This is a genomic window from Dehalococcoidales bacterium (assembly GCA_028716225.1).
Lineage (GTDB): Bacteria > Chloroflexota > Dehalococcoidia > Dehalococcoidales > UBA5760 > UBA5760.
This window is the reverse complement of sequence record JAQUQE010000012.1, coordinates 18,344-37,725: the sequence shown is the minus strand read 5'-3', so window position 1 is coordinate 37,725 and position 19,382 is coordinate 18,344. Positions and strand designations below refer to the sequence as shown.

Here is a 19,382-nt window from a genome sequence, read left to right as displayed (position 1 = left end):
ATGGTAGGCAGCAGAGTGGTTAATGCGATACAGAACTTGAACAACGGTATGGCCCCGATCTACATCAAGACCATACTGGAGAACATGAGCGTGGACAGGGTGATCGCCGATGTAGTATCCACGCTGACACCGAAGCTTGTTCATATCAGTGGGTGGACCGACAAAGGGGTCCACGGTGAGTCATACGACTATGCCTACATCAGGACTAATTCTGGCGACGGGCGCGGTGACATGGATGCTTGGGTGACGATCGGTCACTCGGAAGGGGAGGATACTGTCACCGTTGGCATATATGGTAGTGGGCTGCAGGTAGTATACAACGGAGTCCTATTACAGAAAGGCATCTCCGGCCTGTACCTCTTCAAAGTGGAGTATACGGGGTGATACAATGGTAGGCAGACGTTTGATAGGGGTATTAGGCATTCGCTCGGCCAGGACTGCTGGCCGGGAGAGTATCATGGAAAGTTACAACCAATACGGTAACCCGTATGGCGGCCAGCTAGCCGTAGTTCACGATGAGGCCGTACGCATCATAGCAGAGGCCATTCGCCAGTGCAGAGATGTAGGCGTGAACGGTATACTGTTTCAGGACGAGATAGTCTCCGAGCAAGGGTACATGTTTTGCGCTGGACGGTCGGGTGTAGTTGCTATCCCCTCTGGCAACATATCGGCTATACCGATTGGTATTGACTGGGGGGACGAAATCCTTATGGCCGCTCAGTTCCTTAGGGAGGGCGGCATAAGCTTAGACTTCGTTGTGGATTACCTGGAGCGGACTCGCGGTGTGGGTGCCCTTACGAATCAGCAGCTACAAACAGCTACCAGGTTCTGCATACCGATCGTCAGCGCTAAAGACATTGCCATTCTGGGGGTTGAACCCTGTCAAAGGAGGTATTGAATACTATGTTCGAACGAGTTAAGAAACTAGCTGACATACGGCATACGCCGTATGCGGAGGTAAGCGACGACGTAGCGGAGTTGCTGGTCGAGCGAGTTGGTGATCCCGGAGCCAGTATGTCGGATACACTGGTCACGATCACTAAGTACGATGGCTCCAGCAGAACCGTTCGGGCGATCGGTGTCGAAGTGTACGGCCCGTGTTGGGTTAGCAGCCACAGGAGCGGCGGGTGCATAATCATGAACACCGAAGGTGAAGGCCCGCGGAAACTCGAGGTAGACCGGAGCGGCGGAGAGCCGATCGTTAGGGTCTGGCCGTAGGGGAGTACAATGGTAGGAGAACTGGCTAAGCAGTTGAAGGGCGAGATGGGCAAGCGCATAGTCAATATGCAGTGGAAGCCAGGATCTATGCTCACCGCCGCCATCCAGCAGACCATGAGCCAGTTCATGTTCCAAGGCCTGTCCAAAGCCATGACCAACGTGGGCAAGCGATTTAAGAGGGAGTAATCATGGCAACTATCAAGTGCGGGGCCGGCCCAGATGGTGCAAACGTGTACTACTGCACTTCTGCACCAGCTGGACTGTCTGGCAAAGCGTGCATGGTAACGCTCAAAGGCGACGTTAAGGTGAGAAGTATCAAAGCCAAGTACAACATACCCAGCGCTGGTAGGTTAGAGATCGCTGGTTACACCGGACAGTTGGGAGACCTCAAGACAAAGCTCGCCCTTCACCCGGCTGTTGAGGCCGGAAGTGGTATCTATGTCGTTGAAACTTCGGAGACTCTCCGCTGGGTAAGCTTGTCGGCCATAGTAGGGAAGAGCGTTATACCCTTAGAAGGGCAAATCAGAACCGCGGAGTGGGCGCCCGGTGACGTGCTCAAGGACTTACTCTACATCTGACAACCTATAAATAAGGCAGAGACTATATTACATGGGAGGACTGGGTTATGAATATAGAAGACGTCGAAGGCATATTGGGCAGCTGCCACTTATTAGCGATGCTGGCACCGGATCATGTGTTCATAACTGACGAACAAGTTCGTCAGGTCCACGGATCCATGACCTACAGAGGACTGGCCCCGAAGAAGAAACGCGGAGTTATCTTCTTAAGTGGTGCGGCCAACTTCTCGACGGTCCCTCATGAGGTTATGCACTCGGCGATCGGTATGGGTGAGGTAGGAGCATACCCTCTGGGATTTATCATGGGATTACGAGCGCAGCTTGGTCAGACTCTGGGGTTGGTGAAACCTGGTGGGGATCGCCGGCCGAGCTACAAAGAGGTCGATCCGCCTAAGGGATACGGCGGCAGGGTCAAGCATTACGTAAAGGTAGGGTGATGAAACATGGGAAGATTAATAAACGCCGCAAAGGCGCTTAGGGCAGGAATCAGGAACGCCAGGATCGCCCTGCTGCCCAGCACAAGTGGGCAGGGCTGTGTCCGGTGCAGGTACCACGGCCAGGCTGCCGTGAGCAAAGAGTACGACACCGGGCTGAGCATTGGCGACGTCGATGTCGACCGGGGTTGAGTATAAATAGACGGTAGGATATACAAGCACAGGAGGAACTAACTATGTACATGCCAGTAGTTGAGGCCGCTAAGGGTAGGGCCCAGGAAGTCGCCACGAAAGTGAGGACGCAGGTCCGGATGCAGACCGGCTACCACGGGGCCATGTCTGTTGGGAACGGACAGTTGATCACCAAGGCCAAGTCCAAAGTGTCCGGTATCCTTGGTACCGGCTCCACTTCGAGCCAGGTGATCGTCACTCCGCCGGTGAGGAAGACCGGTGCGGTCCTGAACGCTCAGCAGGCCCCTAGGGCTTACGTGAAAGAGACGATCGCAATCTCGCAGTAAACAACGTCTGTGCTTAGACAGACGTTACCCCCCGCGGCAGGTAACCCCTGCCGTCACCGGGTACACGATACGTCGACTGCAGGTTGCTCGTGCTCTAACCCTTTAATCAAGAGCTTCTCAATAGCTCGAGATCTGTTATTATCGCACTTGACTTTTGCATAAGCCTCTACCCGCTTGAGGACCTTCGTATCAATACTATGGGAAACTATGGTTCGCATACTTATCATAAGTTGATAGATACTATATAAACTCCCCTTGCGTTATAGTACCCGAGGAACTACAATGGTTAACGTAGCCGAAGTTAGAGACATGGAGGGCGACATCAACGCCACGGCAGATGGCCTGGGGCTCCAGATCGACGAGCTCACTGATGTCGAGGTAACCCGGCTGCTTCGATCGTTCGAGAGGCAGTTCGTGGTTGAGGGAACCCAGAGGGCCCTCATCGATATCTACAGGCGCCACTTGCCTGAGATCGTCCTCGGAGCAAAGGTCGCGAAGAAGCAGATGTCCGCTGAGATCGGTGGGCAAGAGCCCGGTCCGGGTAAGATCGGTGGACCCATCCCCATAAGGGCAGGGTTCTTCGGGATCGGAGACGACTGGACTGACATCCGCGGTATATATTCCGCAGCCCAGGATGCCTGGACTACGGGTGCACCGCAGGACTGGATACACTCCGGTACCACCATGATGGGCGGTGTCGACGGCAACCCGGTCAAGATCGGGGCCAATGGTGTCCACGTGGTCTTCGGTGTGGGTAGCCTACACCCGAACCCGAAGCTTGAGTCTGTCAAGTTCACCATCAACGGACGCGAGAAGCCGGTATACAACACCTGGTTCCAGCAGAAGGTCAACTCCACCCTCAAGGTCGCGGAGTTCGACAAGGCCTTCTTGTTCGCCAAGGGCGACACCGTGCTGGCAGAAGTGTTCTACTCCGCGGCTATCGGGGGAGCGGTTGCTCTGTCCGGGGACTACCCGTTCCTGATGGGCGCCTCCTTCGTGAAAGAGCCTCAGATGAGGCTGCAGGATCCCGCAGACCTGGATGGCACGACTCAGGACCTCATCATGGTTGTGTGAGGTGATTTGAGATGGGAGAGACTATCATCGGGCAGCTGGCAGACGGGAGGATTCTGGTCGAGGTCAGCCAGGAAGGGCCTAACCCCTACGCCACAGGCGGCATAACGATCAATGTTGCCTCCGTGGGCAAGATTGACGCTGTGCTGTCCGTGCGGAACGAGGATGGGTACAAGACCGACCCGGATGAGGCCACCATCAGCAACAACAGCATCCTCCAGCCGGTCAGGTTCCACGGGTACGCCTGTACTGGTGCTCCGAACAGCACCAGGGGGTACGAGGTACTCAACGGGGCGAACCTCAGTGCCACAACGTTCAAAGCGATCGTGCTGGGACACTAAACTCCTTCTTTTACCCTCTTTTTATCCGGCGACAGGTTTATATATTTGAGTAGACTATTACATTACCAGGTGTAACCTTTGGGATGGTTGATTGTCATAAAAGAGGGAGAGATCGTACGCGGGCTCATAGAGCTGGACTATACAAAACCGGTAGACATCTGGGATCCAGTTGGAATGCGTACCTCAATCGACATCGCGGACGGGGTTGACATACAGATATTAGAGTCGGTGCCCGATGGACTTAAAGTAGCCGACAAAGTACTCAAGTTGCCATCCGAAGATTCGGTGACGTACTCAAAGTCGTATGCGCCATCAAAAGCGAAGAATGTACCTGCTAAGGTGAACCTAATAACAACGGTTGGGGTCAAATGCGGTATCGCTACCTATAGCAAGTTCTTGGGAGAGGCTGTGCGTAAGAAGTTCCCCGTTGCAATACACAGGAACGTCATGGATGCCAACAGCTCCGGTATTATACATGTCCAGCACGAGTTCGGGATCTTCCCCCATGTCGATGAGCTGCTAACAAGGCAGCTGGAGACCTGTTACGGGATCGTGACATGGCATACTGTCTTCCGGGACCCCGGTCCGCAGCTTGGGGTATACCAGGCTATAGATGCAATTTACGATGGGCACATAGTGCATAGCGTCCTAGCCAAGAAGTGGTTATCACGATACGTCAGCAAGCCCATATACGTCATCCCGCATGGCAGCAGTGAGATCCAGCCAATATCGCAAGCAGCGGCAAGACGTATATTAGGCATATCACCTGATGGTCCGCTCGTGTTCATGTTCGGCTTTGCGGCTGACTCAAAAGGGTTCGCCGAGGTAGCCGAAGTGGCCGGCAGAGCACCGAACTTTGAATTCTATATATCCGGTGCAGTACACGGTGTCGTCGAAGAGCACAGCGAAGATTCAAGAGCTAAGTTGCTAGCGGCGGCACCGGACAATGTGATGCTTTTAGGTAGATACTTGACGGAGGAGGAGATCGACACGTGGGCCTGCGCTGCCGATATATTCCTGTTTAACTATAACACACCGCCGGGTATATCGTCTGCTTCCGGGGCGCTGCACCGTATACTTTGGGCAGGCAGGCCTGTTATTTGCACAAGCGATAATAGGATGTCTGACCTCGAAGATGGGTCGCAATGCTTGAAGTACGAACATTTCGATTATGATGAGATGCTCCGGCTTCTACGGTTAGTAGCATCTGACAAGCAGCTGGCCGTCCAACTGGGTCAGGCGGCCAAGGCGTTTGCCCAGAAGACAAGCTGGGATGCGGTAGCGCAGCTGCACTTGGATGCTTACGGAGCTATCATGGGGCAGGTGTACGGTCCGGCCTACTATGACGAAGAGTACTTCGTCGGCTCTGGTGGCGGGAAGGTGCATACACCCGATCAGGATAACGGACGATGGTCCTACTATAACACCACCGGAGAATGGTTGGGAGCGGAGGACGTCATGCTGGCTATCAGGGACGTGCTAACCCCTGATAGAGTGCTCGACGTCGGTTGCGGGCGGGGGACGTTCGTAGGATGGGGCTCCAAGCTAGGAATGGCTATCCGAGGTATAGACTTCAGTCCGTGGGCGGTGCAGCACCCCTACCCAGGCGCTACTGGATTGGTAGAATACGGAAACGCGGTAGACATACCATACCCCAGTAAGTCCGTTGACTTAGTATTAGCGTTTGACCTGCTAGAGCATATTTACGAAGACGAGCTGGCTACCGTGATCGGTGAGCTGGAGCGTGTTAGCAGTAAATACGTAATGTACAACATCGCCGTGTGTGAAGCAGGCCAGGAATACTCATTACGGAAAGATCAACTACCAGACAAGGAGCAGATGGTCACCGCGGTACCCGGGCACGTACACATGGAGACCCAAGAGTACTGGGAACGGGTACTGACCGCTTCTGGCGGTAAGTTACGGTATGACTTAGTCGAGCGGTTCCGGGGAATGGTGCCACCGGAAGTGCTAGGTAATTGGAAGTGCATCATCGTGGTGGAGCATGCGAAAGGAGACTAAAGTGGTATTGGTACTCATCGCCTGGTTGGCGGCGTGGGGCCTATTCACAATATGGATGATAATATGCTAAGCATAGTAACGAGTACAGCTAGACCAGACCACCCTATGGTCGATTACAACGCCTTCATCTACGAACCTACCATTCGCGGGCTTAATCATCAGAAAGAGGATTTCGAGTGGATCGTGGTAGACGGTTGTTGGAGTGAAGATCGCCGGCGGTACATAGCAAACCGGGCTAACTTCCCATTCAAGTACGTTGGTGCTAAGGGCAGCCGTTACCTGGATGCTGGTATGGTAGCCTTAGGCGGAATGAGGAACCGCGGCATAGCACTGGCCAAAGGCGATCACATTATGCTACTTGACGATTGCACCGAACCGCGCCCGGGTTGGATAAAGCGGATCGAAGATTACTGGGCACAGGGCAAGTCGGCGTTTAGCCTGACCTATTACTTCGAAGGCAATAAGCCGAAGATAATAGACCAGGGCATCCGTATAACGGAAGAACTATACGGGCGGGTTATAGATCACCAGGCTAGTTGGGAACAGATCATACCGCCCGGTCATTGGGTCCGAGACTCTAGGGCGAAGTTCGTCGATCAAGGCCTCAGAGTACCGTACCCGGAGTGGTTCTACAGTGGGTGCAGCTTCCCCACAGATTTGGCTTGGGCGATCAACGGGTTCGACGAGGCCTTAGATGGCAAGAAGGGACTGGAGGACGTAGACTTCGGGTACAGGATGCACAAGACCGGTAACTTACACGGAGTCCTTGACCCGGAGCTGTGGCACATAGAGCATCGTCATGGTCCGGTTGCTCCTGGACTGTTTACATACGTGGGCCCTACAACAGTATGCAATTACGGTCTGATGCAACTAAGCGAGAAAGAGGGTCGGTTGGTTGCCAATCAGACAATTATCGATCGTGATGCGCTAGAACGAGGCCGCGAGCTCTGTAAGAGCTGCAACAACTACGAACGATGTAAAGGCGAAGAGCTTGGTGGGAACTTCTATATAGAGTCACCGGGGTTAGAGACATGGCTAAAGTTACAAAAGAAGACGACGCTGGACATGTACACGACTGGGATGGTGTAGGCCGTCCGTGGGAGCCGCGAGAGCAGCTGACCTGCCTATCTTGCGGTGCACACTTCAAGGACATGGAGCACTACATCATAGCTCAGACCAAGAACATGCACGTTGCGAGCGTGATTGACTGTGGGTGCGGGCTGAAGGGTATAGTTGGACAAGCCTGGTGGAACTACCGTAACATAGACCGCGGTTGGGGTTGCGACATTTGGGTCGTAGGGCCGACGCAACGCAAGTGGCAGCCTCTGAAGATGGATGCATTGGACCTGTGGATGCTATTCGAGCCTAAGTCAGTCGATGTGGTACAAGCATTCGGATTCCTCGAACACCTGACCAAAGAGGACGGTCTCGCATTCCTAGAGATGGCGGAGACCATAGCATCGAAGCTGGTGATCGTGTCCGCGGCAACAGAAGTTCATGGGGTTGATGAGCTCGGTAACCCGGATCCACTTTACAAGGTCAAGAGGGATGGTAACCCCTATCACGCCTACAAATCCGAGTGGTTATGGGCGGAGTTCGAGTACATGGGGTATCAATCCAACTGGGATGATCACCTGGCAGGTACCTCTTTCGAAAATGAGGCAGTCGCCTGGAAACGCCTGGACGAAGTCTAGTTTCCCCAGGCTCTTATAACCTTCAACAATACATGTAATATCAGGCGCAGTGCCTGTTAACCCAGCACCCTATACTAAGTACTGGGTAAGTTCATCGCTGCGTATAACTTTTTACGTGGGTCTTGGATATTAATATTCGGGCGGTATGTGATCCTATTGAGTTGGGCGATTACAAGTTCCGGGTACTGGCCTGCCCGGCTGGAATATAATCTGCTCATTAGCAGTATATTTATACCGCCATAAGCCTACTTGTACATAAGACAACAGGTGGTGAAATGTTACCAGAGAACCGTATAGCGGACCGGTTCCTCTACCCCAACTACTTATTCGCGTTGGAGGGGGATGAAGGATTCCTGTTCGGTCGAGTGGTCAAAAGGAGAATTTGTGAGTACAGGCCCTACCCGCTCATAGATGCCGCTGGCACAGCTGTCAGTATAGCTCCAGGCGGGCATCAGCCCGAGCTAAGGTTTAGGGACCCGCGGAACACTCAGAACGACATCTTGTACCTGGACGGGACTACGAATACCGGGTACCCGTGGTTCATGCACGGAGCCATAGGGCTAAAGCCTCAACAGATCAGGATGTACGTCCGTAGCCCCGAGGGCAAAGACATCAACGGGAAGTTCCCCAACTTGGACCCGATACAGCCCACGGTTGGAGACGACTTCGGGTATGTGGATGAAGTCATCAGCCCGTACCTAGAACCGACTGACAGGGCTGAAGTTGTCATCCCGCCGTTGCAGCACATAGGTGCTGAGTATTACAACGACGATGCCGAGAAGACTATTCAGCCGGTACTGAACCTTTCGTTCGCGGTCTACTGGGCGGACTTCTTCCAAGTGGGCCACGACGATGAGATCATAAGGCGCATAGCCAGGAGGGAGATACCCGCTACTTACTTGAGGATCGGGTACGGGAACGACCCACTTGAGTTCGGCGATTCGCTACTCAGGGACTGGAAAGTCGAGGCTAAACTTCTGTCGGAGGTGATGTAAGTGCCTATCAGAGAGTTCGATGCTGACCTGATATCAGAGAAGCAGGCATTCCTGAGCCAGGAGATACCGGCAGCGGCGGCCGACGTATTCGCCACGGATGTGCCTGATGACAGGCAGAGGATGATCTACGGCTTCATCATTTCGGGGGACGCTGCAAACCCGGCGCTCCTGAACCTGCGTAAGCTGGAGGCCGACGGTGTTACCCTGACCGACTACGCTCTCGGTATCGCAATAGCAGCTGGCAGTAGCCAGTTCTGGCCTACGCAACCGGACCCGATGAAACCAATCTTAGTGCTCGAGGGTGGCACGAACCTTCAGTCCGATGACAGTATGGGCGCTGGCGCAGCTGCTCACTTGACGGTACTGTACTGGGACCGGTAGGGTGGTTCCGATGGTACTGGAGAATGCCCGTAGGAAGACGGGGGGGGTACGACAGGCAGCAACCGATCGGGTAGGAGCCCGCAAGGAGGATCTCCATGAGCTATTCGATGACAGACTGCCGTCGGCTCCCGCCGTACTATCAGTCGCGGAAAAAGCGAAACGACCGATGTACGGTGAGGAGCGATCGGCCGCTGCGACGGCTGCGGAGATTCGGGATGCAGTGCGGGTTTTACCAGTACAACTGCACGGTAAGCCCTCTACAGGGCATGCTGTCGTGACTACGGAACCTACGAAGATCCTGAAGGCCAACCCCCTACGATTATCCTTCACGCTGGTCAACATCGGGGCTCGTGACGCCTACATCGGGTTCAATGAATCTGTTTGTACTCCCGCCCAAGGCAATTCGGGTCACTGTATACCGGCTGGCGGGGCGTTTGACGAGGACAAGTACGCCGGGGAGATCTGGGGGGTCACTGCCGTAGGGAGTACCACTATAACTTTCTGGGAGGTTTAAGCTTGGGGCGGACTAGCGTAATGCCGATGTTCTCCAAGTGGGGTCTGCACGCCGACCTTTGGGAAGACGGGCAGGACCCCATGGACCCAGACCCAAATAAGCCGTACCGCTTCGGGCCGGGTATGCAGTTCGAGAACGATTGTAATTGTGCCGCCTACACCGGGTTCTTCGCACCACAGAAGATACTGAAGCCTGCCAAAGAGGGGGTCGACCTTACCATTAAGCTATGGCATTGGGAGAGTCGAAACGATTGGGACCCCACCAAGGTCGGGTGGTGCTTGGGGATGATGAACCTTTACGGCGATGATTGGAAGTCCGTCTTTGGCGGTGTTGCCCTTAGTGGTGCGGGCGGAATGTTCGACAACACCTTAGCGGGAGTTGATCCGCAGATAGCCTCGGTAAATTCTGATGGGCGGATCAGCTGGAAGCTCTGGGATGACTTCATGGGTGAGTACATAACATTCGAGCCAGACGCATTACAGTTCGCTATGGCATACCAGAGTGTAATTGCCCCGCCGCCAACCGCCACTACCATCTGGCAGGCGTTCGACCTCATGAGGACCGATTTCAGGCACGTATACTACAAGAACGGCGCAATCGCCACGGACGGCGGGGCCAGCCTCCGAGACTTTTATGATACTGAGCGTGACACCCCGCAGGGCATAATGATGTGCATCTGGAGGATGCGGGCCGGAGGTGGTGGCGTTCTATTGGATGGCGGAGCAGATTGGGATGGGGATGGGGTCGCAGATTTCGATACGATGGATGGAATGTTTGACCCCATATTCTTGGGCACGGAGATGGAGTTCCTCTGATCTGGAGAAGTGAGAACATGGACAACGGAGAGCTAGTAATGGCTTTGGGAGTCGTGATCGGCGCGATAACCATGATGCTTGGGCAGTTCCAAGCATACCTGGCTAAACTGGAGGCGGAGGGGAAGCCCCTGCCGAAGTTCAGCCTGAAGTACCTGGTGTCGGCACTGCTGTCCATCATCGTAGCGGTGATGGCTATACTGTTCGTCATAGCAGGACTTCCAGAGCCCAGTGGCGCAGAAGAGTGGATAAGCCTACTGCTTACCGGCTTCGTGGCTGGACTGGCCGTAGACTTCGTCTTCAACAAGCCGATGGATTGGCTGAACGCGAAGAGTGCAGGAAAAGCCAATCCATAAACCATTTCCGTTATTCTTTTATACGCTGATAATACCAAAGATGAAGCCTATGACTGTACAGGCTAGGGCTATGATCGTTATCCATTGCTTAAGCTTATCGTTATCGTGCTCGCGAATGTCTCTAACAGCTGCTTTGAAAGTGACGTTGATCTCTCCCACAACAGTATCGAGTTTGGTGTCTAACTCCTTCTGAGCGGTCTTGAGCTCGTCGAGAGAGTCGGCGACGGTATCGAATTGTGCCTCGTTCTGTATGCAGGCTACCTCAGTGTGTTGGAGCCGGTCCTCTACCTTAGCGTTGAACTCCGCCTGTCTGTGCTCTGCCTCCCGCTGGGCAACCACCAACTGATCAACTTTTGTAGACACTGATGAGATGTTGGAGGAGTTCTGGACCAGTAGGGAATACCAATCTTCCCGCTCAGCTCCCATGTATGTGAGTAGGGGTTCTAACGTATATTAATCTTACTTCGGCGGATACAATGGGGCCTAGCCGGAGAGGTGTGAGAGCCGGCAGGAAGGACGTGGTCTTCTTTTCGGCCTTGGATCTACAACCATCCCATAGGTATATTATGGTTTCCCGGTGGACAGTTTGAACCCGAGCAGATCACCCGCTACCTCTACCAGGTCCGCAAGTAATGATGGGGATACTTCTACTTCATAGGCATGGAACTCGTCCACGGTTAGCTTTATGGCACCATCATCTACTATAGCACGCCATCGACCGTCGAAGACCACCTCGAGGTCGTACTCCGTGGCTATTGCCCTCGCCACGTCCTGGGCCCTGGTCCCCAGAGGATCACAGATGGCGGGTGTACCTTCGAGATCGTGTATCAAGGAGTTCAAGGCCCTGATACACTTGTTGTACCCATCGATCAAAGCTCGGAGCTCGTTGCTTATCCACTGGTTCCCCGCGTTAGCAGCGGCCCAGAATATGTCGTCTACGGTTGGTTCTCCTGTCATTTTCTCACCACTTTCACATCATCGCCAGCATGGACTTGTTTACTAGAGTCTAATACACTATTGGCTATAAAAGGATCGTTCGCGTCGACCATGATTATCGCCCATCCAGTTGGTACGATCACCCCGGTGAGGTCCACCACGGCGCTACTCCTCAATTTGTTCGTGTAGAGCAGGTTGACCGACACCGGCGATTCTGTTACGTTCATGTTCATACCTCACTAGGTTCTCGTCTGCTATGGCTTGTGCGGATGACAGATATGTTAGGCGCTGGGTAGCGGCATAGTCACTTAGGAAATACTCGGCTTTTCCACCACGACGATAGTTCCTCACGACGTACTTTCTGTCACCCTCGGTGTTCTCCATTATTTCACAGAACACCCCGCACCTATCATCCAGCCTGAACTGACCCACGCGGGCGAACCCGCGGAGCTCTTCTTTGGCTTTGGTGAAGTCTTCATCGGTTAACCATTCCATGCTTACACCCCGATCGCTTTGACTACGAACTCGACAAGATGATCCAGGTCGTCTCTTGCGTCCAAACAGACCCAGGGGCCACCTAAGTTGGTTGCTGCCATCCACCTGTATACACGGTCACAGTGGTCCTGGACCTCTTCTACTTCGTACTTGCTTGTGCTGTGACGACTCGATACTCGTGATGCGGCCAGATCAATAGGTATGTCCAATAGGAATGTACACTCTGGCTCGAGGGATCCTAGCGACGCTATGTCGGTTATAGCATGCACCCCGCTCCAGGGCCGCTTGAAGTAACCAGCTTTGGCTAGAACGAAGCTCTGGTAGGCGATCGTTGAATAGTAGTATCTGTCGCACAGAACGATTTTACCGTCCCAGATGTCTTTCGCCATCTCCCTAGTATGCCTAAGCCGGTCCTGCATGAAGATTAGCATAGACTCTACCGGGTTGCAGATGTCTGGGTCGGCCAGCCGCTTTGACCCTTCGTCTGTAGGTTCTTTTGTGTAGGTGCAGCGAACATCACGCTTAGTCAGCTCTGCCTGCACCGCTTTGGCTAGAGTGGTCTTACCAGATCCATCGATGCCTTCGAACACGTATAACTTTCCTATCAATCGTATCCCTCCTGGGCCCAGCCCTTGAACTGGTTATACGCCTTCTGGATATTGTTCCAGCGCGGGTCGAACTCGGTACCCGGTGGTAGTTTGTAATACCGGCAGGCCCAGGGCTTGTTGGCCGGCCCAGCAGTACCAGCGACACGCCTGCTGTAGACTATCATCTTCATCTTGATCAGGGGTTCCCAATAGTTACAGAGGAAGTTACTGTAGCTGGTAACGGCTCGCTTACCCCTCTTACGCTCTCCGGGCTTATGTACCCTGACTGATTGTTCTCTTGCTATTTTCAGCTGCCGCCAGATCTCTTGGGCATATCCGTCTTTGTGCTCCGACAGATACTTGAAGATGAACCGACCTGTGCTGATTGTTGATGGATCGTCCCAACCTGGACCAGTCCGCACTCCAGTCATAGTATCATACTAGTGCAGGCGGATTAAGGTATATAAACGATCCTTAAGATCATACGACAATACCGAAACATAGGCCCAATAGGGGTATACCTGCCTATTACTACTTGAGTACCTTCAATATTCTATGATCTTTATATACTGATACAATTAACTGGTTAATTACATGTACGATACTGGGACAAGTAACAATAAAGTTACTTGTCTGTATTGAGTTCAGTATTCTAGCCATACGTTACTCTAGCTAAACTTTAGTTCGCAGTTGTACGCTAGGTACAACCTACCTAGATAAAAATACGATAGCCCCTAAGATGCTTATGTCTGGCGGTTTCGGGCCTGTGACCCGGGGATCAGGCGTAACCATAAGGGCGATACTGTGGGTACTTCTTCCAAATCTCCGAGTCGATCGGTGCTAGCTTCAGAGCCTTTAACCAACGATCTTTCTTAGTTGTGTCCGACAGGTACGAGCAGCACCTTAAGGGGTCCTTAAGATGATCCATCCTCAAGTGAACGTAGGTGGCCTTCATCCCCGGAAACTTCCATCCAGCGAACCGGTCTATGTCCATGTCGTTTGCGAAGTACGGTGCTACTTCAGTTAGGCGAGTATGGCGCCACTCATGCGGGTGGAACCCATGTTCCTTACAGATCTGCCAGCACCGGGTAGTGGTGATCGGGAAGAGCAGACCACTCTTGACCGTATGAACATACTTCGCTACCGGCTCCATGAACTCGTCACAGAGCGGTACTGGGATCAGGCGGTGGATGTCTTTCTCCTGGCGCTTTTCCGTCAGTAGGTTGACCATCATGAAGTCCTCCTCTCTACGCAGATCTTCTCGGGTTAGGGCGAGGACTTCACCATCACGACCGCCAGTCAAATGAAGCATAGCTACCATCGCCGCATTGCGGACGTTAAGTGATTCGATGATTTCCCAAGTAGTTTGGCGCGGTATGACCCTCTTAGTAGACTTCTGCCCAAGCGCTCTACTCATGATCATAGTAGGGGGTATTTTGTATATATAGATCACCGTTTTCAAAGGCTGTTGCAGCTGCAGCGCAATAAATCCGACCTATAGGCTCTTCATAATCTATAGTAGTAAATGAAATACAAATAACAAGCTTGTTACTTATGGAAAACAATGATTGTTCGAAAAAGTCGAATGAAAAAGCGAAAAGCTTTATATATCACATGTGAATAAGTCAACGAGCATCCGGTGGGCGGGTAAGGCAAAGGGCATAGCCCATACCCATAACACCACCCGGTGCCTGGAGTAGATAGACATGGAGAAAGACAACATAGAGGAGCCGATGGTACCCCTGCCGTACGTTACGGAGAAGTACCCTAAGGTGCAGACGATCGAGCTCCGGCCCGTAAAGACAGACGATGATACCATCGGGTTGGAGGCTACGCTAGTCTTCTATACAGGAGGTAAGACCAAAGTACACGTGGGAGAGGTGATACCCAGTAACGGCGCCAGAATAAGCGAGTCTGGTGGAGTGATCATTATCATACCTCCAGTCGACTGTGATGAGTTCGACCACGTGATACGAGACGATGCTACCGACTACCCCGTGCTGCTAGTGAAGGGTGAGTGAGATGGACACACCTGCCGTATGTAGATGTGGTCACCTAGGCGATCGAGACCGTAGCGACCACGAGAACACAGTCCAACCGGGCCACGGGGCCTGCGTGGAAGAAGGGTGCCAGTGCGAGAAGTTCACCTACATGGCACCCACGACGATCGTCTATCTCTCCGAGGCTGAGAGACAGTTCCTCGCTTACTACCTTAACGGAGCGGGCGAGGAAATGGCGATGGAGTGTGCCAGAGACTACGGTGAGAAGCGCGACTTTCAGACAATGCTCAGTACACTTGCCCAGAGGATGGGAGTATGGTAGACGATCTGAGAGACGAGTTGGTGTTCTGCCCCAGGTGTGGGGCACACACCGAGGTAGTAGCATCGCTACCGAGACCTAGTATGCACGGGGGGAAGATAATCGATCAGTACGCCGTTGAGTGCTCAGCGTGCGGAGGGATGTTCCTCGTCACACCAACAGACGACGACGAGGTAACGGAGATGGTGGATAATGATGAGTAAGCGAGAGGTATTGGACTACCTGAGCGACCTACAATTCGCTCTGGGAGGGTGCAAGGACGACATAGAGCGAGCCCGCCTCCAGGCTAAAGTGGAGGCAGTACTACACATAGTGAGGGGAGGACATGGACGCAACTGAGTTCCAGAAAGAGTACTACGCAGGGAAGACCTGGGGGGACGCCAGCAAGCTAGTGGACAAGATGAGCGACGAGAACGTCAGGGAGCTTAAGGACGCCATGATAGTGGTGCAGAAGTACACCGGACTAGACATGCGCCAGGAGTTCTTCCTGGGAATGCTCCGAGCAGAGGAGAAGAACAGGGAGGAGAAGGCCGATGGAAACTAACGAGGTGGGGTATCACATCCAACGGCTCCTGGATAACCAACGGTTCATCCAAGAGACCGGGGAGGCTATCATCAAGGAGCTAACACAGCGTAAGGACCCCTCCCCGGTCTACCTGAACGAGAAGTTGCTAACGCTGGACAACTTAGTCCGGGGCGCAATCTGGAGGGTAGATCAGGCCCGTAAGGCTCTCGACCCCGGTGTGGTAGCGATCGTCTTGGATGACCCCTCTAAGGCGGAGGCTGTGCACAATCTTCTGGAGGATATATTCGGGGACCACTAGGCCGTAGCGGCCGACAGGCCGCCTCATAACCCCTTTCGCATGGGAGGTCCCTGGCGATCGTTTGGGGGGTATTTTAGTTCGGAAAAGCCGAACTACTTCTGTGGGGCCTTTATATACTGCTTATAGAGTGAGTACGCGTGATGACTGCTGGGCGTTTAGCCCCACCCGCCGTCCGAGGGGGGTCTACCACCACCATTGGGGGTGGCCCTGAATTAGTTCGACTTATTCGAACGAACGGGTGGTTGACTTTAAATACCCTGGTGCAGTTGTAGTAGCGTGGCCCGAAGGGTCACCTAGAGGTGTAAGCAATGGCTGAAGAGATAGAGGCAGAGACGACCAAGCCGGAGGTTCAGGCCCTCGACATGGTCGCATGGGTCGGAACGAAGAACTACCCAACGCCCGAGGCGTTCATCGAAGAGGCGTTGGCTATGGGCGTGAGCAAGAGGTTCGGGGGCGGACTCCCGGCAGGGATAATCCCCAACAAGACCAAGGTCTTCCTGGCTCACGAGGTCAGGCCCGGAGCAGAGAAGGACGAGGAACCCGACCCCGACGTTGCGGGGTACATATTCGCGGAGTTCACCATCGCGGGGATACTCACTGTGGGGGACGTTTCCGTGAACCTAGGGTCGACGGACCTGCCCATCCAGAAGATAAAGCTCGGAGAGATCGGCGACTTCCCCCAGAGGGGATGCGGCTACCTCGTACCGGGTGGAACCTACCTGGTGTCCGAGCCCGACATGAGGTCCTTCGTAGCAAGGGAGGACAAGACCGAAGTGACCGGCGCAATCAGCGTGTTCGAGGATCCTATCCCGCTCTCTCAGGACTTTGGGAAGTACCGTGGATACAGGTACATCAACGGGGTCAAGCTGCTCGAGGGAGCGTCTGAGGAGGAGTGGATGGAGGTCGACAAGATCAAGAAGGCCAACGCCAAGGTACGCAAGGGCGAGCCGGTCGGCCCGAAGAACACCGTCAAGCAGGCGGTCATAGACCTCCTCGAGGCCAACAAAGGCGAGATGGAGCTGGGTGAGCTCATCGACGCGGTCAGGGAGAAAGTCCCATCCGAGTCGAACAGGGCCCGGGTCATGGTCAGGACCATGATCGGCAAGATGGACAAGGCCGGGATGATCCAGCTGGCCAAGGTCGAGACCGTCACCCTCCTCAAGAAGGAGTAAACAATTTAGGCGGCCATGAACGAGGCTATGAGCGCTGAGCTCCTGGCCGCCCTCGGTAACCGATACCTTGACTCATACGAGTGCCATGTGGGGCACATGTATGGCGAGCGGGGGGATTCTATTGCTGTCTGGGGGGAGGTGAGCGGCTACACCGTCTACATCAACCCCGACGAGGCGACGTGCAGCTGCCCCGACTTCATCACGAGGAAGAGGCTCTGCAAGCACCTGATCGCAGCAGTGGTGTCGGGTAACCTGAAGGGGGCACTCAGCGAGATGGAGGTGTGCACGCTCCTACTGAACCGGAAGGACGTGGCCTAACCCGTACCGTCACCCCGGTACGGGCCCAACTTTTTCTAGACGATGGTTCGAACAATCCGAGCTATCGTCACTATTCTTTATATACGTAGATGCCCATGGATGGCCGAGGGTATGGCGCCGGACATAGAAGACGACTATGGGTGGCAGACTATCGCTTATTCCAAGTGGATAGAGACGGGCTGCCGTGGCATTATCAAGGCTGTGCCAGGCGCCGGCAAAACGTTGGCTGGGGTCCGGGTGATCGAACATTATGTTGATGAACACCCGGGTGCCTCCGTCATGATATGCGCTCCCACAGATGCAATCAAGGACCAGTGGCGTAGGGAACTAACTGGCATAGGTCTATGCCGGCTGAACATCGTCACTTATTTCACTGGAGTCAAATTGTTATCCGAGGGCCTACACGTGGACCTACTCGTGGCTGATGAGTGTCATGCATCCCAGACCCCTGTACAGGGGCAGATACTCCGCTTCGGGGTCAAACACGTGCTAGGTCTATCGGCTACGCCAGAGGACTCCAGCGAACTTATCGGACCAGTGTTCATTGACATCTCCTGGGCCGAAGCCAACGTTGCACCCTTCATGGTCGTATACATGCTCTTCCCCATGACCGGGCAAGAACTTGCCGAGTACAAGGCACTGAGCAACCAGGTCAAGCAGGTACTGCGCGATGAGGAGGAAGGAAAGAAGGTCCCCCACAAGATGGCAGTCATCATGAAGAGACGATCGTATGTATACATGCTCAAGAGGAGGGTAGACCTCACCGTAGAGCTTATCATGGCCAACCCCGACGAGCGTATCATGGTCTTCTCGGAGCGGGTCGATCAGATTAAACAGATAGCGTTACGCCTACAGGAGGTAGGTATTCCTTTTGCTCAGCGTGTAGGTTCGAAGGACAGCCTGGGGCTCTACACTTCAGGCCAAGTATCGGTCTGTCTGTCTGTCAAGATGCTAAAGGAGGGATTCAATGACCCCACCACGACTATGGGCATCGTGGTTTCATCGGCATTGACAGAGAGGAACCAGATTCAGACTATGGGTCGCATGGTAAGGTTCAGGCCGGGCAAAACGGCTAAGGTATACTGGTTATTGGCTGAGCACACTAGCGATCATGACCTGGTCAATACAGGCATAAGGGGCGAGTTAGTTCGCTTCACTGACGACTGGTTTACTAGTTCTACGGCCACCTTGGATAATATTGGGCCCGCCACGCCTACTCCGGATCGACCGAAGTTAGAGTTCGGCCAGCGGTGTATCATCAGACTATCCGGTTGGCCCTTCTCGGTGGATCACAATGGTAATGTCTTCTTCCACACCCCAAGCGGTAGGAAGTACGTCAACGTTCCCGATGCAGAGCTGAACGCTGCACAAAGGTGGGTGGCAGAGAAGAAGGGCGGGGGTACAGTGTACCTCACCCAGTCGGGCCAACTGCTGACCAAGATGGGGTTCGATACTATTTACTTAGGGTCACTGAATCCGGTGACCGTTGAGCGGCTGGGTAAGCTGCGTAAGGACTCTAAATCAACTACGGAGCTGGAAGAGCCCGACGCTGCGATACTAGCACCTTGGATTGGCGATGAACAACAAAGCCTGGGGCACCGAGATGGGAGAGGGGGGACGGTGCCCCAGGCGGATAGGAGGTAACATGGACGACGATGAGGGCACAATATGCCCATTCTTAACTACTGTCGAGAGCACGGGCCTCGATGAGGTAGAGATAATAGAGGTGGACTGTATAGGCCCACGATGCAAGTTATGGAGGCTGTGTACGTACGGCCTCATAACACAGAGGTGAAC

34 protein-coding genes are annotated in these 19,382 nt (G+C 53.8%); 28 read left to right on the top strand and 6 right to left on the bottom strand.

What is annotated here, in order from left to right:
• The 18 genes from PHI12_08075 (at position 1) to PHI12_07990 (ending at position 10,934) form a co-directional block, all read left to right on the top strand.
• The gene (locus PHI12_08075) at positions 1 to 384 is read left to right on the top strand and encodes a hypothetical protein (protein MDD5510751.1); all 384 of its coding nucleotides are present in this window, start codon (positions 1 to 3) and stop codon (positions 382 to 384) included.
• A gap of 4 nt (positions 385 to 388) precedes the next feature.
• Positions 389 to 898 carry a hypothetical protein gene (locus PHI12_08070; protein MDD5510750.1) on the top strand — a complete coding sequence of 170 codons (510 nt, stop codon included), beginning with the start codon at positions 389 to 391 and terminating at the stop codon, positions 896 to 898.
• A 5-nt stretch (positions 899 to 903) separates the two neighbouring features.
• A complete protein-coding gene (locus PHI12_08065; protein MDD5510749.1) occupies positions 904 to 1,218 on the top strand; it encodes a hypothetical protein in 315 nt (104 codons plus the stop codon).
• Between the two features lie 9 nt (positions 1,219 to 1,227).
• Positions 1,228 to 1,404, top strand: a complete 177-nt coding sequence (locus PHI12_08060) for a hypothetical protein (protein MDD5510748.1) — start codon at positions 1,228 to 1,230, stop codon at positions 1,402 to 1,404.
• A gap of 2 nt (positions 1,405 to 1,406) precedes the next feature.
• Entirely contained in the window at positions 1,407 to 1,796 is a 390-nt protein-coding gene (locus tag PHI12_08055) for a hypothetical protein (protein ID MDD5510747.1), read from the top strand.
• Positions 1,797 to 1,843: 47 nt separating this feature from the next.
• Positions 1,844 to 2,233, top strand: coding sequence for a hypothetical protein (locus tag PHI12_08050; protein MDD5510746.1), 390 nt, complete (start codon positions 1,844 to 1,846; stop codon positions 2,231 to 2,233).
• A gap of 6 nt (positions 2,234 to 2,239) precedes the next feature.
• Complete coding sequence (locus PHI12_08045; GenBank protein MDD5510745.1) at positions 2,240 to 2,422, top strand: hypothetical protein; 183 nt, start codon at positions 2,240 to 2,242, stop codon at positions 2,420 to 2,422.
• 44 nt (positions 2,423 to 2,466) lie between these two features.
• The gene (locus PHI12_08040; GenBank protein ID MDD5510744.1) at positions 2,467 to 2,748 is read left to right on the top strand and encodes a hypothetical protein; all 282 of its coding nucleotides are present in this window, start codon (positions 2,467 to 2,469) and stop codon (positions 2,746 to 2,748) included.
• A gap of 282 nt (positions 2,749 to 3,030) precedes the next feature.
• A complete protein-coding gene (locus PHI12_08035) occupies positions 3,031 to 3,822 on the top strand; it encodes a hypothetical protein (GenBank protein ID MDD5510743.1) in 792 nt (263 codons plus the stop codon).
• Positions 3,823 to 3,833: 11 nt separating this feature from the next.
• Positions 3,834 to 4,160 carry a hypothetical protein gene (locus tag PHI12_08030; GenBank protein ID MDD5510742.1) on the top strand — a complete coding sequence of 109 codons (327 nt, stop codon included), beginning with the start codon at positions 3,834 to 3,836 and terminating at the stop codon, positions 4,158 to 4,160.
• Between the two features lie 78 nt (positions 4,161 to 4,238).
• A complete protein-coding gene (locus PHI12_08025) occupies positions 4,239 to 6,182 on the top strand; it encodes a methyltransferase domain-containing protein (GenBank protein MDD5510741.1) in 1,944 nt (647 codons plus the stop codon).
• Between the two features lie 63 nt (positions 6,183 to 6,245).
• Positions 6,246 to 7,271, top strand: coding sequence for a glycosyltransferase (locus PHI12_08020; protein MDD5510740.1), 1,026 nt, complete (start codon positions 6,246 to 6,248; stop codon positions 7,269 to 7,271).
• The gene (locus PHI12_08015; GenBank protein MDD5510739.1) at positions 7,214 to 7,876 is read left to right on the top strand and encodes a class I SAM-dependent methyltransferase; all 663 of its coding nucleotides are present in this window, start codon (positions 7,214 to 7,216) and stop codon (positions 7,874 to 7,876) included. The genes PHI12_08020 and PHI12_08015 overlap by 58 nt, the downstream gene beginning before the upstream one ends.
• A 275-nt stretch (positions 7,877 to 8,151) precedes the next feature.
• Positions 8,152 to 8,871, top strand: coding sequence for a hypothetical protein (locus PHI12_08010; protein MDD5510738.1), 720 nt, complete (start codon positions 8,152 to 8,154; stop codon positions 8,869 to 8,871).
• Entirely contained in the window at positions 8,872 to 9,252 is a 381-nt protein-coding gene (locus tag PHI12_08005; GenBank protein ID MDD5510737.1) for a hypothetical protein, read from the top strand.
• A gap of 10 nt (positions 9,253 to 9,262) precedes the next feature.
• A complete protein-coding gene (locus tag PHI12_08000) occupies positions 9,263 to 9,766 on the top strand; it encodes a hypothetical protein (GenBank protein ID MDD5510736.1) in 504 nt (167 codons plus the stop codon).
• Between the two features lie 2 nt (positions 9,767 to 9,768).
• Positions 9,769 to 10,581: a hypothetical protein gene (locus PHI12_07995; GenBank protein ID MDD5510735.1), complete on the top strand. Its 813-nt coding sequence runs from the start codon at positions 9,769 to 9,771 to the stop codon at positions 10,579 to 10,581.
• A gap of 17 nt (positions 10,582 to 10,598) precedes the next feature.
• The gene (locus PHI12_07990; protein MDD5510734.1) at positions 10,599 to 10,934 is read left to right on the top strand and encodes a hypothetical protein; all 336 of its coding nucleotides are present in this window, start codon (positions 10,599 to 10,601) and stop codon (positions 10,932 to 10,934) included.
• Positions 10,935 to 10,952: 18 nt separating this feature from the next.
• On the opposite strand, the gene PHI12_07985 is transcribed toward PHI12_07990, so the two are convergent.
• The 6 genes from PHI12_07985 to PHI12_07960 all read right to left on the bottom strand — a co-directional run bounded on the left by PHI12_07985 (position 10,953) and on the right by PHI12_07960 (position 14,369).
• On the bottom strand, positions 10,953 to 11,297 hold the full coding sequence (locus tag PHI12_07985; GenBank protein MDD5510733.1) for a hypothetical protein: 345 nt from the start codon (positions 11,295 to 11,297) through the stop codon (positions 10,953 to 10,955).
• A 201-nt stretch (positions 11,298 to 11,498) separates the two neighbouring features.
• Positions 11,499 to 11,891: a hypothetical protein gene (locus tag PHI12_07980; protein ID MDD5510732.1), complete on the bottom strand. Its 393-nt coding sequence runs from the start codon at positions 11,889 to 11,891 to the stop codon at positions 11,499 to 11,501.
• Positions 11,892 to 12,035: 144 nt separating this feature from the next.
• Positions 12,036 to 12,365 carry a hypothetical protein gene (locus PHI12_07975; protein MDD5510731.1) on the bottom strand — a complete coding sequence of 110 codons (330 nt, stop codon included), beginning with the start codon at positions 12,363 to 12,365 and terminating at the stop codon, positions 12,036 to 12,038.
• A 2-nt stretch (positions 12,366 to 12,367) separates the two neighbouring features.
• Positions 12,368 to 12,973 carry a dTMP kinase gene (gene tmk / locus PHI12_07970; protein ID MDD5510730.1) on the bottom strand — a complete coding sequence of 202 codons (606 nt, stop codon included), beginning with the start codon at positions 12,971 to 12,973 and terminating at the stop codon, positions 12,368 to 12,370.
• The gene (locus tag PHI12_07965) at positions 12,970 to 13,383 is read right to left on the bottom strand and encodes a hypothetical protein (GenBank protein ID MDD5510729.1); all 414 of its coding nucleotides are present in this window, start codon (positions 13,381 to 13,383) and stop codon (positions 12,970 to 12,972) included. The genes tmk and PHI12_07965 overlap by 4 nt, the downstream gene beginning before the upstream one ends.
• 347 nt (positions 13,384 to 13,730) lie before the next feature.
• Positions 13,731 to 14,369, bottom strand: a complete 639-nt coding sequence (locus PHI12_07960) for a site-specific integrase (GenBank protein MDD5510728.1) — start codon at positions 14,367 to 14,369, stop codon at positions 13,731 to 13,733.
• 316 nt (positions 14,370 to 14,685) lie between these two features.
• Between PHI12_07960 and PHI12_07955 the strand changes: the two genes are divergently transcribed.
• The 10 genes from PHI12_07955 (at position 14,686) to PHI12_07910 (ending at position 19,380) form a co-directional block, all read left to right on the top strand.
• On the top strand, positions 14,686 to 14,973 hold the full coding sequence (locus tag PHI12_07955) for a hypothetical protein (GenBank protein MDD5510727.1): 288 nt from the start codon (positions 14,686 to 14,688) through the stop codon (positions 14,971 to 14,973).
• A gap of 94 nt (positions 14,974 to 15,067) precedes the next feature.
• Positions 15,068 to 15,274: a hypothetical protein gene (locus PHI12_07950; GenBank protein MDD5510726.1), complete on the top strand. Its 207-nt coding sequence runs from the start codon at positions 15,068 to 15,070 to the stop codon at positions 15,272 to 15,274.
• Positions 15,268 to 15,474: a hypothetical protein gene (locus tag PHI12_07945; protein ID MDD5510725.1), complete on the top strand. Its 207-nt coding sequence runs from the start codon at positions 15,268 to 15,270 to the stop codon at positions 15,472 to 15,474. The genes PHI12_07950 and PHI12_07945 overlap by 7 nt, the downstream gene beginning before the upstream one ends.
• Positions 15,464 to 15,610 (top strand): hypothetical protein, encoded by a 147-nt coding sequence (locus PHI12_07940; GenBank protein ID MDD5510724.1) that lies wholly within the window; start codon positions 15,464 to 15,466, stop codon positions 15,608 to 15,610. Before PHI12_07945 ends, PHI12_07940 begins: the two co-directional genes overlap by 11 nt.
• On the top strand, positions 15,597 to 15,815 hold the full coding sequence (locus PHI12_07935) for a hypothetical protein (protein MDD5510723.1): 219 nt from the start codon (positions 15,597 to 15,599) through the stop codon (positions 15,813 to 15,815). Before PHI12_07940 ends, PHI12_07935 begins: the two co-directional genes overlap by 14 nt.
• Positions 15,805 to 16,095 (top strand): hypothetical protein, encoded by a 291-nt coding sequence (locus PHI12_07930; GenBank protein ID MDD5510722.1) that lies wholly within the window; start codon positions 15,805 to 15,807, stop codon positions 16,093 to 16,095. Before PHI12_07935 ends, PHI12_07930 begins: the two co-directional genes overlap by 11 nt.
• Before the next feature lie 308 nt (positions 16,096 to 16,403).
• Entirely contained in the window at positions 16,404 to 17,267 is an 864-nt protein-coding gene (locus PHI12_07925; protein ID MDD5510721.1) for a hypothetical protein, read from the top strand.
• Positions 17,268 to 17,282: 15 nt separating this feature from the next.
• Complete coding sequence (locus PHI12_07920) at positions 17,283 to 17,585, top strand: SWIM zinc finger domain-containing protein (protein ID MDD5510720.1); 303 nt, start codon at positions 17,283 to 17,285, stop codon at positions 17,583 to 17,585.
• A gap of 111 nt (positions 17,586 to 17,696) precedes the next feature.
• The gene (locus PHI12_07915; GenBank protein MDD5510719.1) at positions 17,697 to 19,229 is read left to right on the top strand and encodes a DEAD/DEAH box helicase family protein; all 1,533 of its coding nucleotides are present in this window, start codon (positions 17,697 to 17,699) and stop codon (positions 19,227 to 19,229) included.
• Position 19,230: 1 nt separating this feature from the next.
• Positions 19,231 to 19,380, top strand: a complete 150-nt coding sequence (locus PHI12_07910) for a hypothetical protein (protein MDD5510718.1) — start codon at positions 19,231 to 19,233, stop codon at positions 19,378 to 19,380.
• The last annotated feature ends 2 nt before the right edge of the window (positions 19,381 to 19,382 follow it).

What these genes read in the sequence shown, in the direction of transcription:
- PHI12_08075 (MDD5510751.1), top strand. Translation starts at nt 1, where the DNA reads ATGGTAGGCAGCAGAGTGGTTAATGCGATACAGAACTTGAACAACGGT.
- PHI12_08070 (MDD5510750.1), top strand. Translation starts at nt 389, where the DNA reads ATGGTAGGCAGACGTTTGATAGGGGTATTAGGCATTCGCTCGGCCAGG.
- PHI12_08065 (MDD5510749.1), top strand. Translation starts at nt 904, where the DNA reads ATGTTCGAACGAGTTAAGAAACTAGCTGACATACGGCATACGCCGTAT.
- PHI12_08060 (MDD5510748.1), top strand. Translation starts at nt 1,228, where the DNA reads ATGGTAGGAGAACTGGCTAAGCAGTTGAAGGGCGAGATGGGCAAGCGC.
- PHI12_08055 (MDD5510747.1), top strand. Translation starts at nt 1,407, where the DNA reads ATGGCAACTATCAAGTGCGGGGCCGGCCCAGATGGTGCAAACGTGTAC.
- PHI12_08050 (MDD5510746.1), top strand. Translation starts at nt 1,844, where the DNA reads ATGAATATAGAAGACGTCGAAGGCATATTGGGCAGCTGCCACTTATTA.
- PHI12_08045 (MDD5510745.1), top strand. Translation starts at nt 2,240, where the DNA reads ATGGGAAGATTAATAAACGCCGCAAAGGCGCTTAGGGCAGGAATCAGG.
- PHI12_08040 (MDD5510744.1), top strand. Translation starts at nt 2,467, where the DNA reads ATGTACATGCCAGTAGTTGAGGCCGCTAAGGGTAGGGCCCAGGAAGTC.
- PHI12_08035 (MDD5510743.1), top strand. Translation starts at nt 3,031, where the DNA reads ATGGTTAACGTAGCCGAAGTTAGAGACATGGAGGGCGACATCAACGCC.
- PHI12_08030 (MDD5510742.1), top strand. Translation starts at nt 3,834, where the DNA reads ATGGGAGAGACTATCATCGGGCAGCTGGCAGACGGGAGGATTCTGGTC.
- PHI12_08020 (MDD5510740.1), top strand. Translation starts at nt 6,246, where the DNA reads ATGCTAAGCATAGTAACGAGTACAGCTAGACCAGACCACCCTATGGTC.
- PHI12_08015 (MDD5510739.1), top strand. Translation starts at nt 7,214, where the DNA reads ATGGCTAAAGTTACAAAAGAAGACGACGCTGGACATGTACACGACTGG.
- PHI12_08010 (MDD5510738.1), top strand. Translation starts at nt 8,152, where the DNA reads ATGTTACCAGAGAACCGTATAGCGGACCGGTTCCTCTACCCCAACTAC.
- PHI12_08000 (MDD5510736.1), top strand. Translation starts at nt 9,263, where the DNA reads ATGGTACTGGAGAATGCCCGTAGGAAGACGGGGGGGGTACGACAGGCA.
- PHI12_07990 (MDD5510734.1), top strand. Translation starts at nt 10,599, where the DNA reads ATGGACAACGGAGAGCTAGTAATGGCTTTGGGAGTCGTGATCGGCGCG.
- PHI12_07980 (MDD5510732.1), bottom strand. Translation starts at nt 11,891, where the DNA reads ATGACAGGAGAACCAACCGTAGACGACATATTCTGGGCCGCTGCTAAC.
- PHI12_07975 (MDD5510731.1), bottom strand. Translation starts at nt 12,365, where the DNA reads ATGGAATGGTTAACCGATGAAGACTTCACCAAAGCCAAAGAAGAGCTC.
- PHI12_07965 (MDD5510729.1), bottom strand. Translation starts at nt 13,383, where the DNA reads ATGACTGGAGTGCGGACTGGTCCAGGTTGGGACGATCCATCAACAATC.
- PHI12_07960 (MDD5510728.1), bottom strand. Translation starts at nt 14,369, where the DNA reads ATGAGTAGAGCGCTTGGGCAGAAGTCTACTAAGAGGGTCATACCGCGC.
- PHI12_07955 (MDD5510727.1), top strand. Translation starts at nt 14,686, where the DNA reads ATGGTACCCCTGCCGTACGTTACGGAGAAGTACCCTAAGGTGCAGACG.
- PHI12_07945 (MDD5510725.1), top strand. Translation starts at nt 15,268, where the DNA reads ATGGTAGACGATCTGAGAGACGAGTTGGTGTTCTGCCCCAGGTGTGGG.
- PHI12_07940 (MDD5510724.1), top strand. Translation starts at nt 15,464, where the DNA reads ATGATGAGTAAGCGAGAGGTATTGGACTACCTGAGCGACCTACAATTC.
- PHI12_07935 (MDD5510723.1), top strand. Translation starts at nt 15,597, where the DNA reads ATGGACGCAACTGAGTTCCAGAAAGAGTACTACGCAGGGAAGACCTGG.
- PHI12_07930 (MDD5510722.1), top strand. Translation starts at nt 15,805, where the DNA reads ATGGAAACTAACGAGGTGGGGTATCACATCCAACGGCTCCTGGATAAC.
- PHI12_07925 (MDD5510721.1), top strand. Translation starts at nt 16,404, where the DNA reads ATGGCTGAAGAGATAGAGGCAGAGACGACCAAGCCGGAGGTTCAGGCC.
- PHI12_07920 (MDD5510720.1), top strand. Translation starts at nt 17,283, where the DNA reads ATGAACGAGGCTATGAGCGCTGAGCTCCTGGCCGCCCTCGGTAACCGA.
- PHI12_07915 (MDD5510719.1), top strand. Translation starts at nt 17,697, where the DNA reads ATGGCGCCGGACATAGAAGACGACTATGGGTGGCAGACTATCGCTTAT.
- PHI12_07910 (MDD5510718.1), top strand. Translation starts at nt 19,231, where the DNA reads ATGGACGACGATGAGGGCACAATATGCCCATTCTTAACTACTGTCGAG.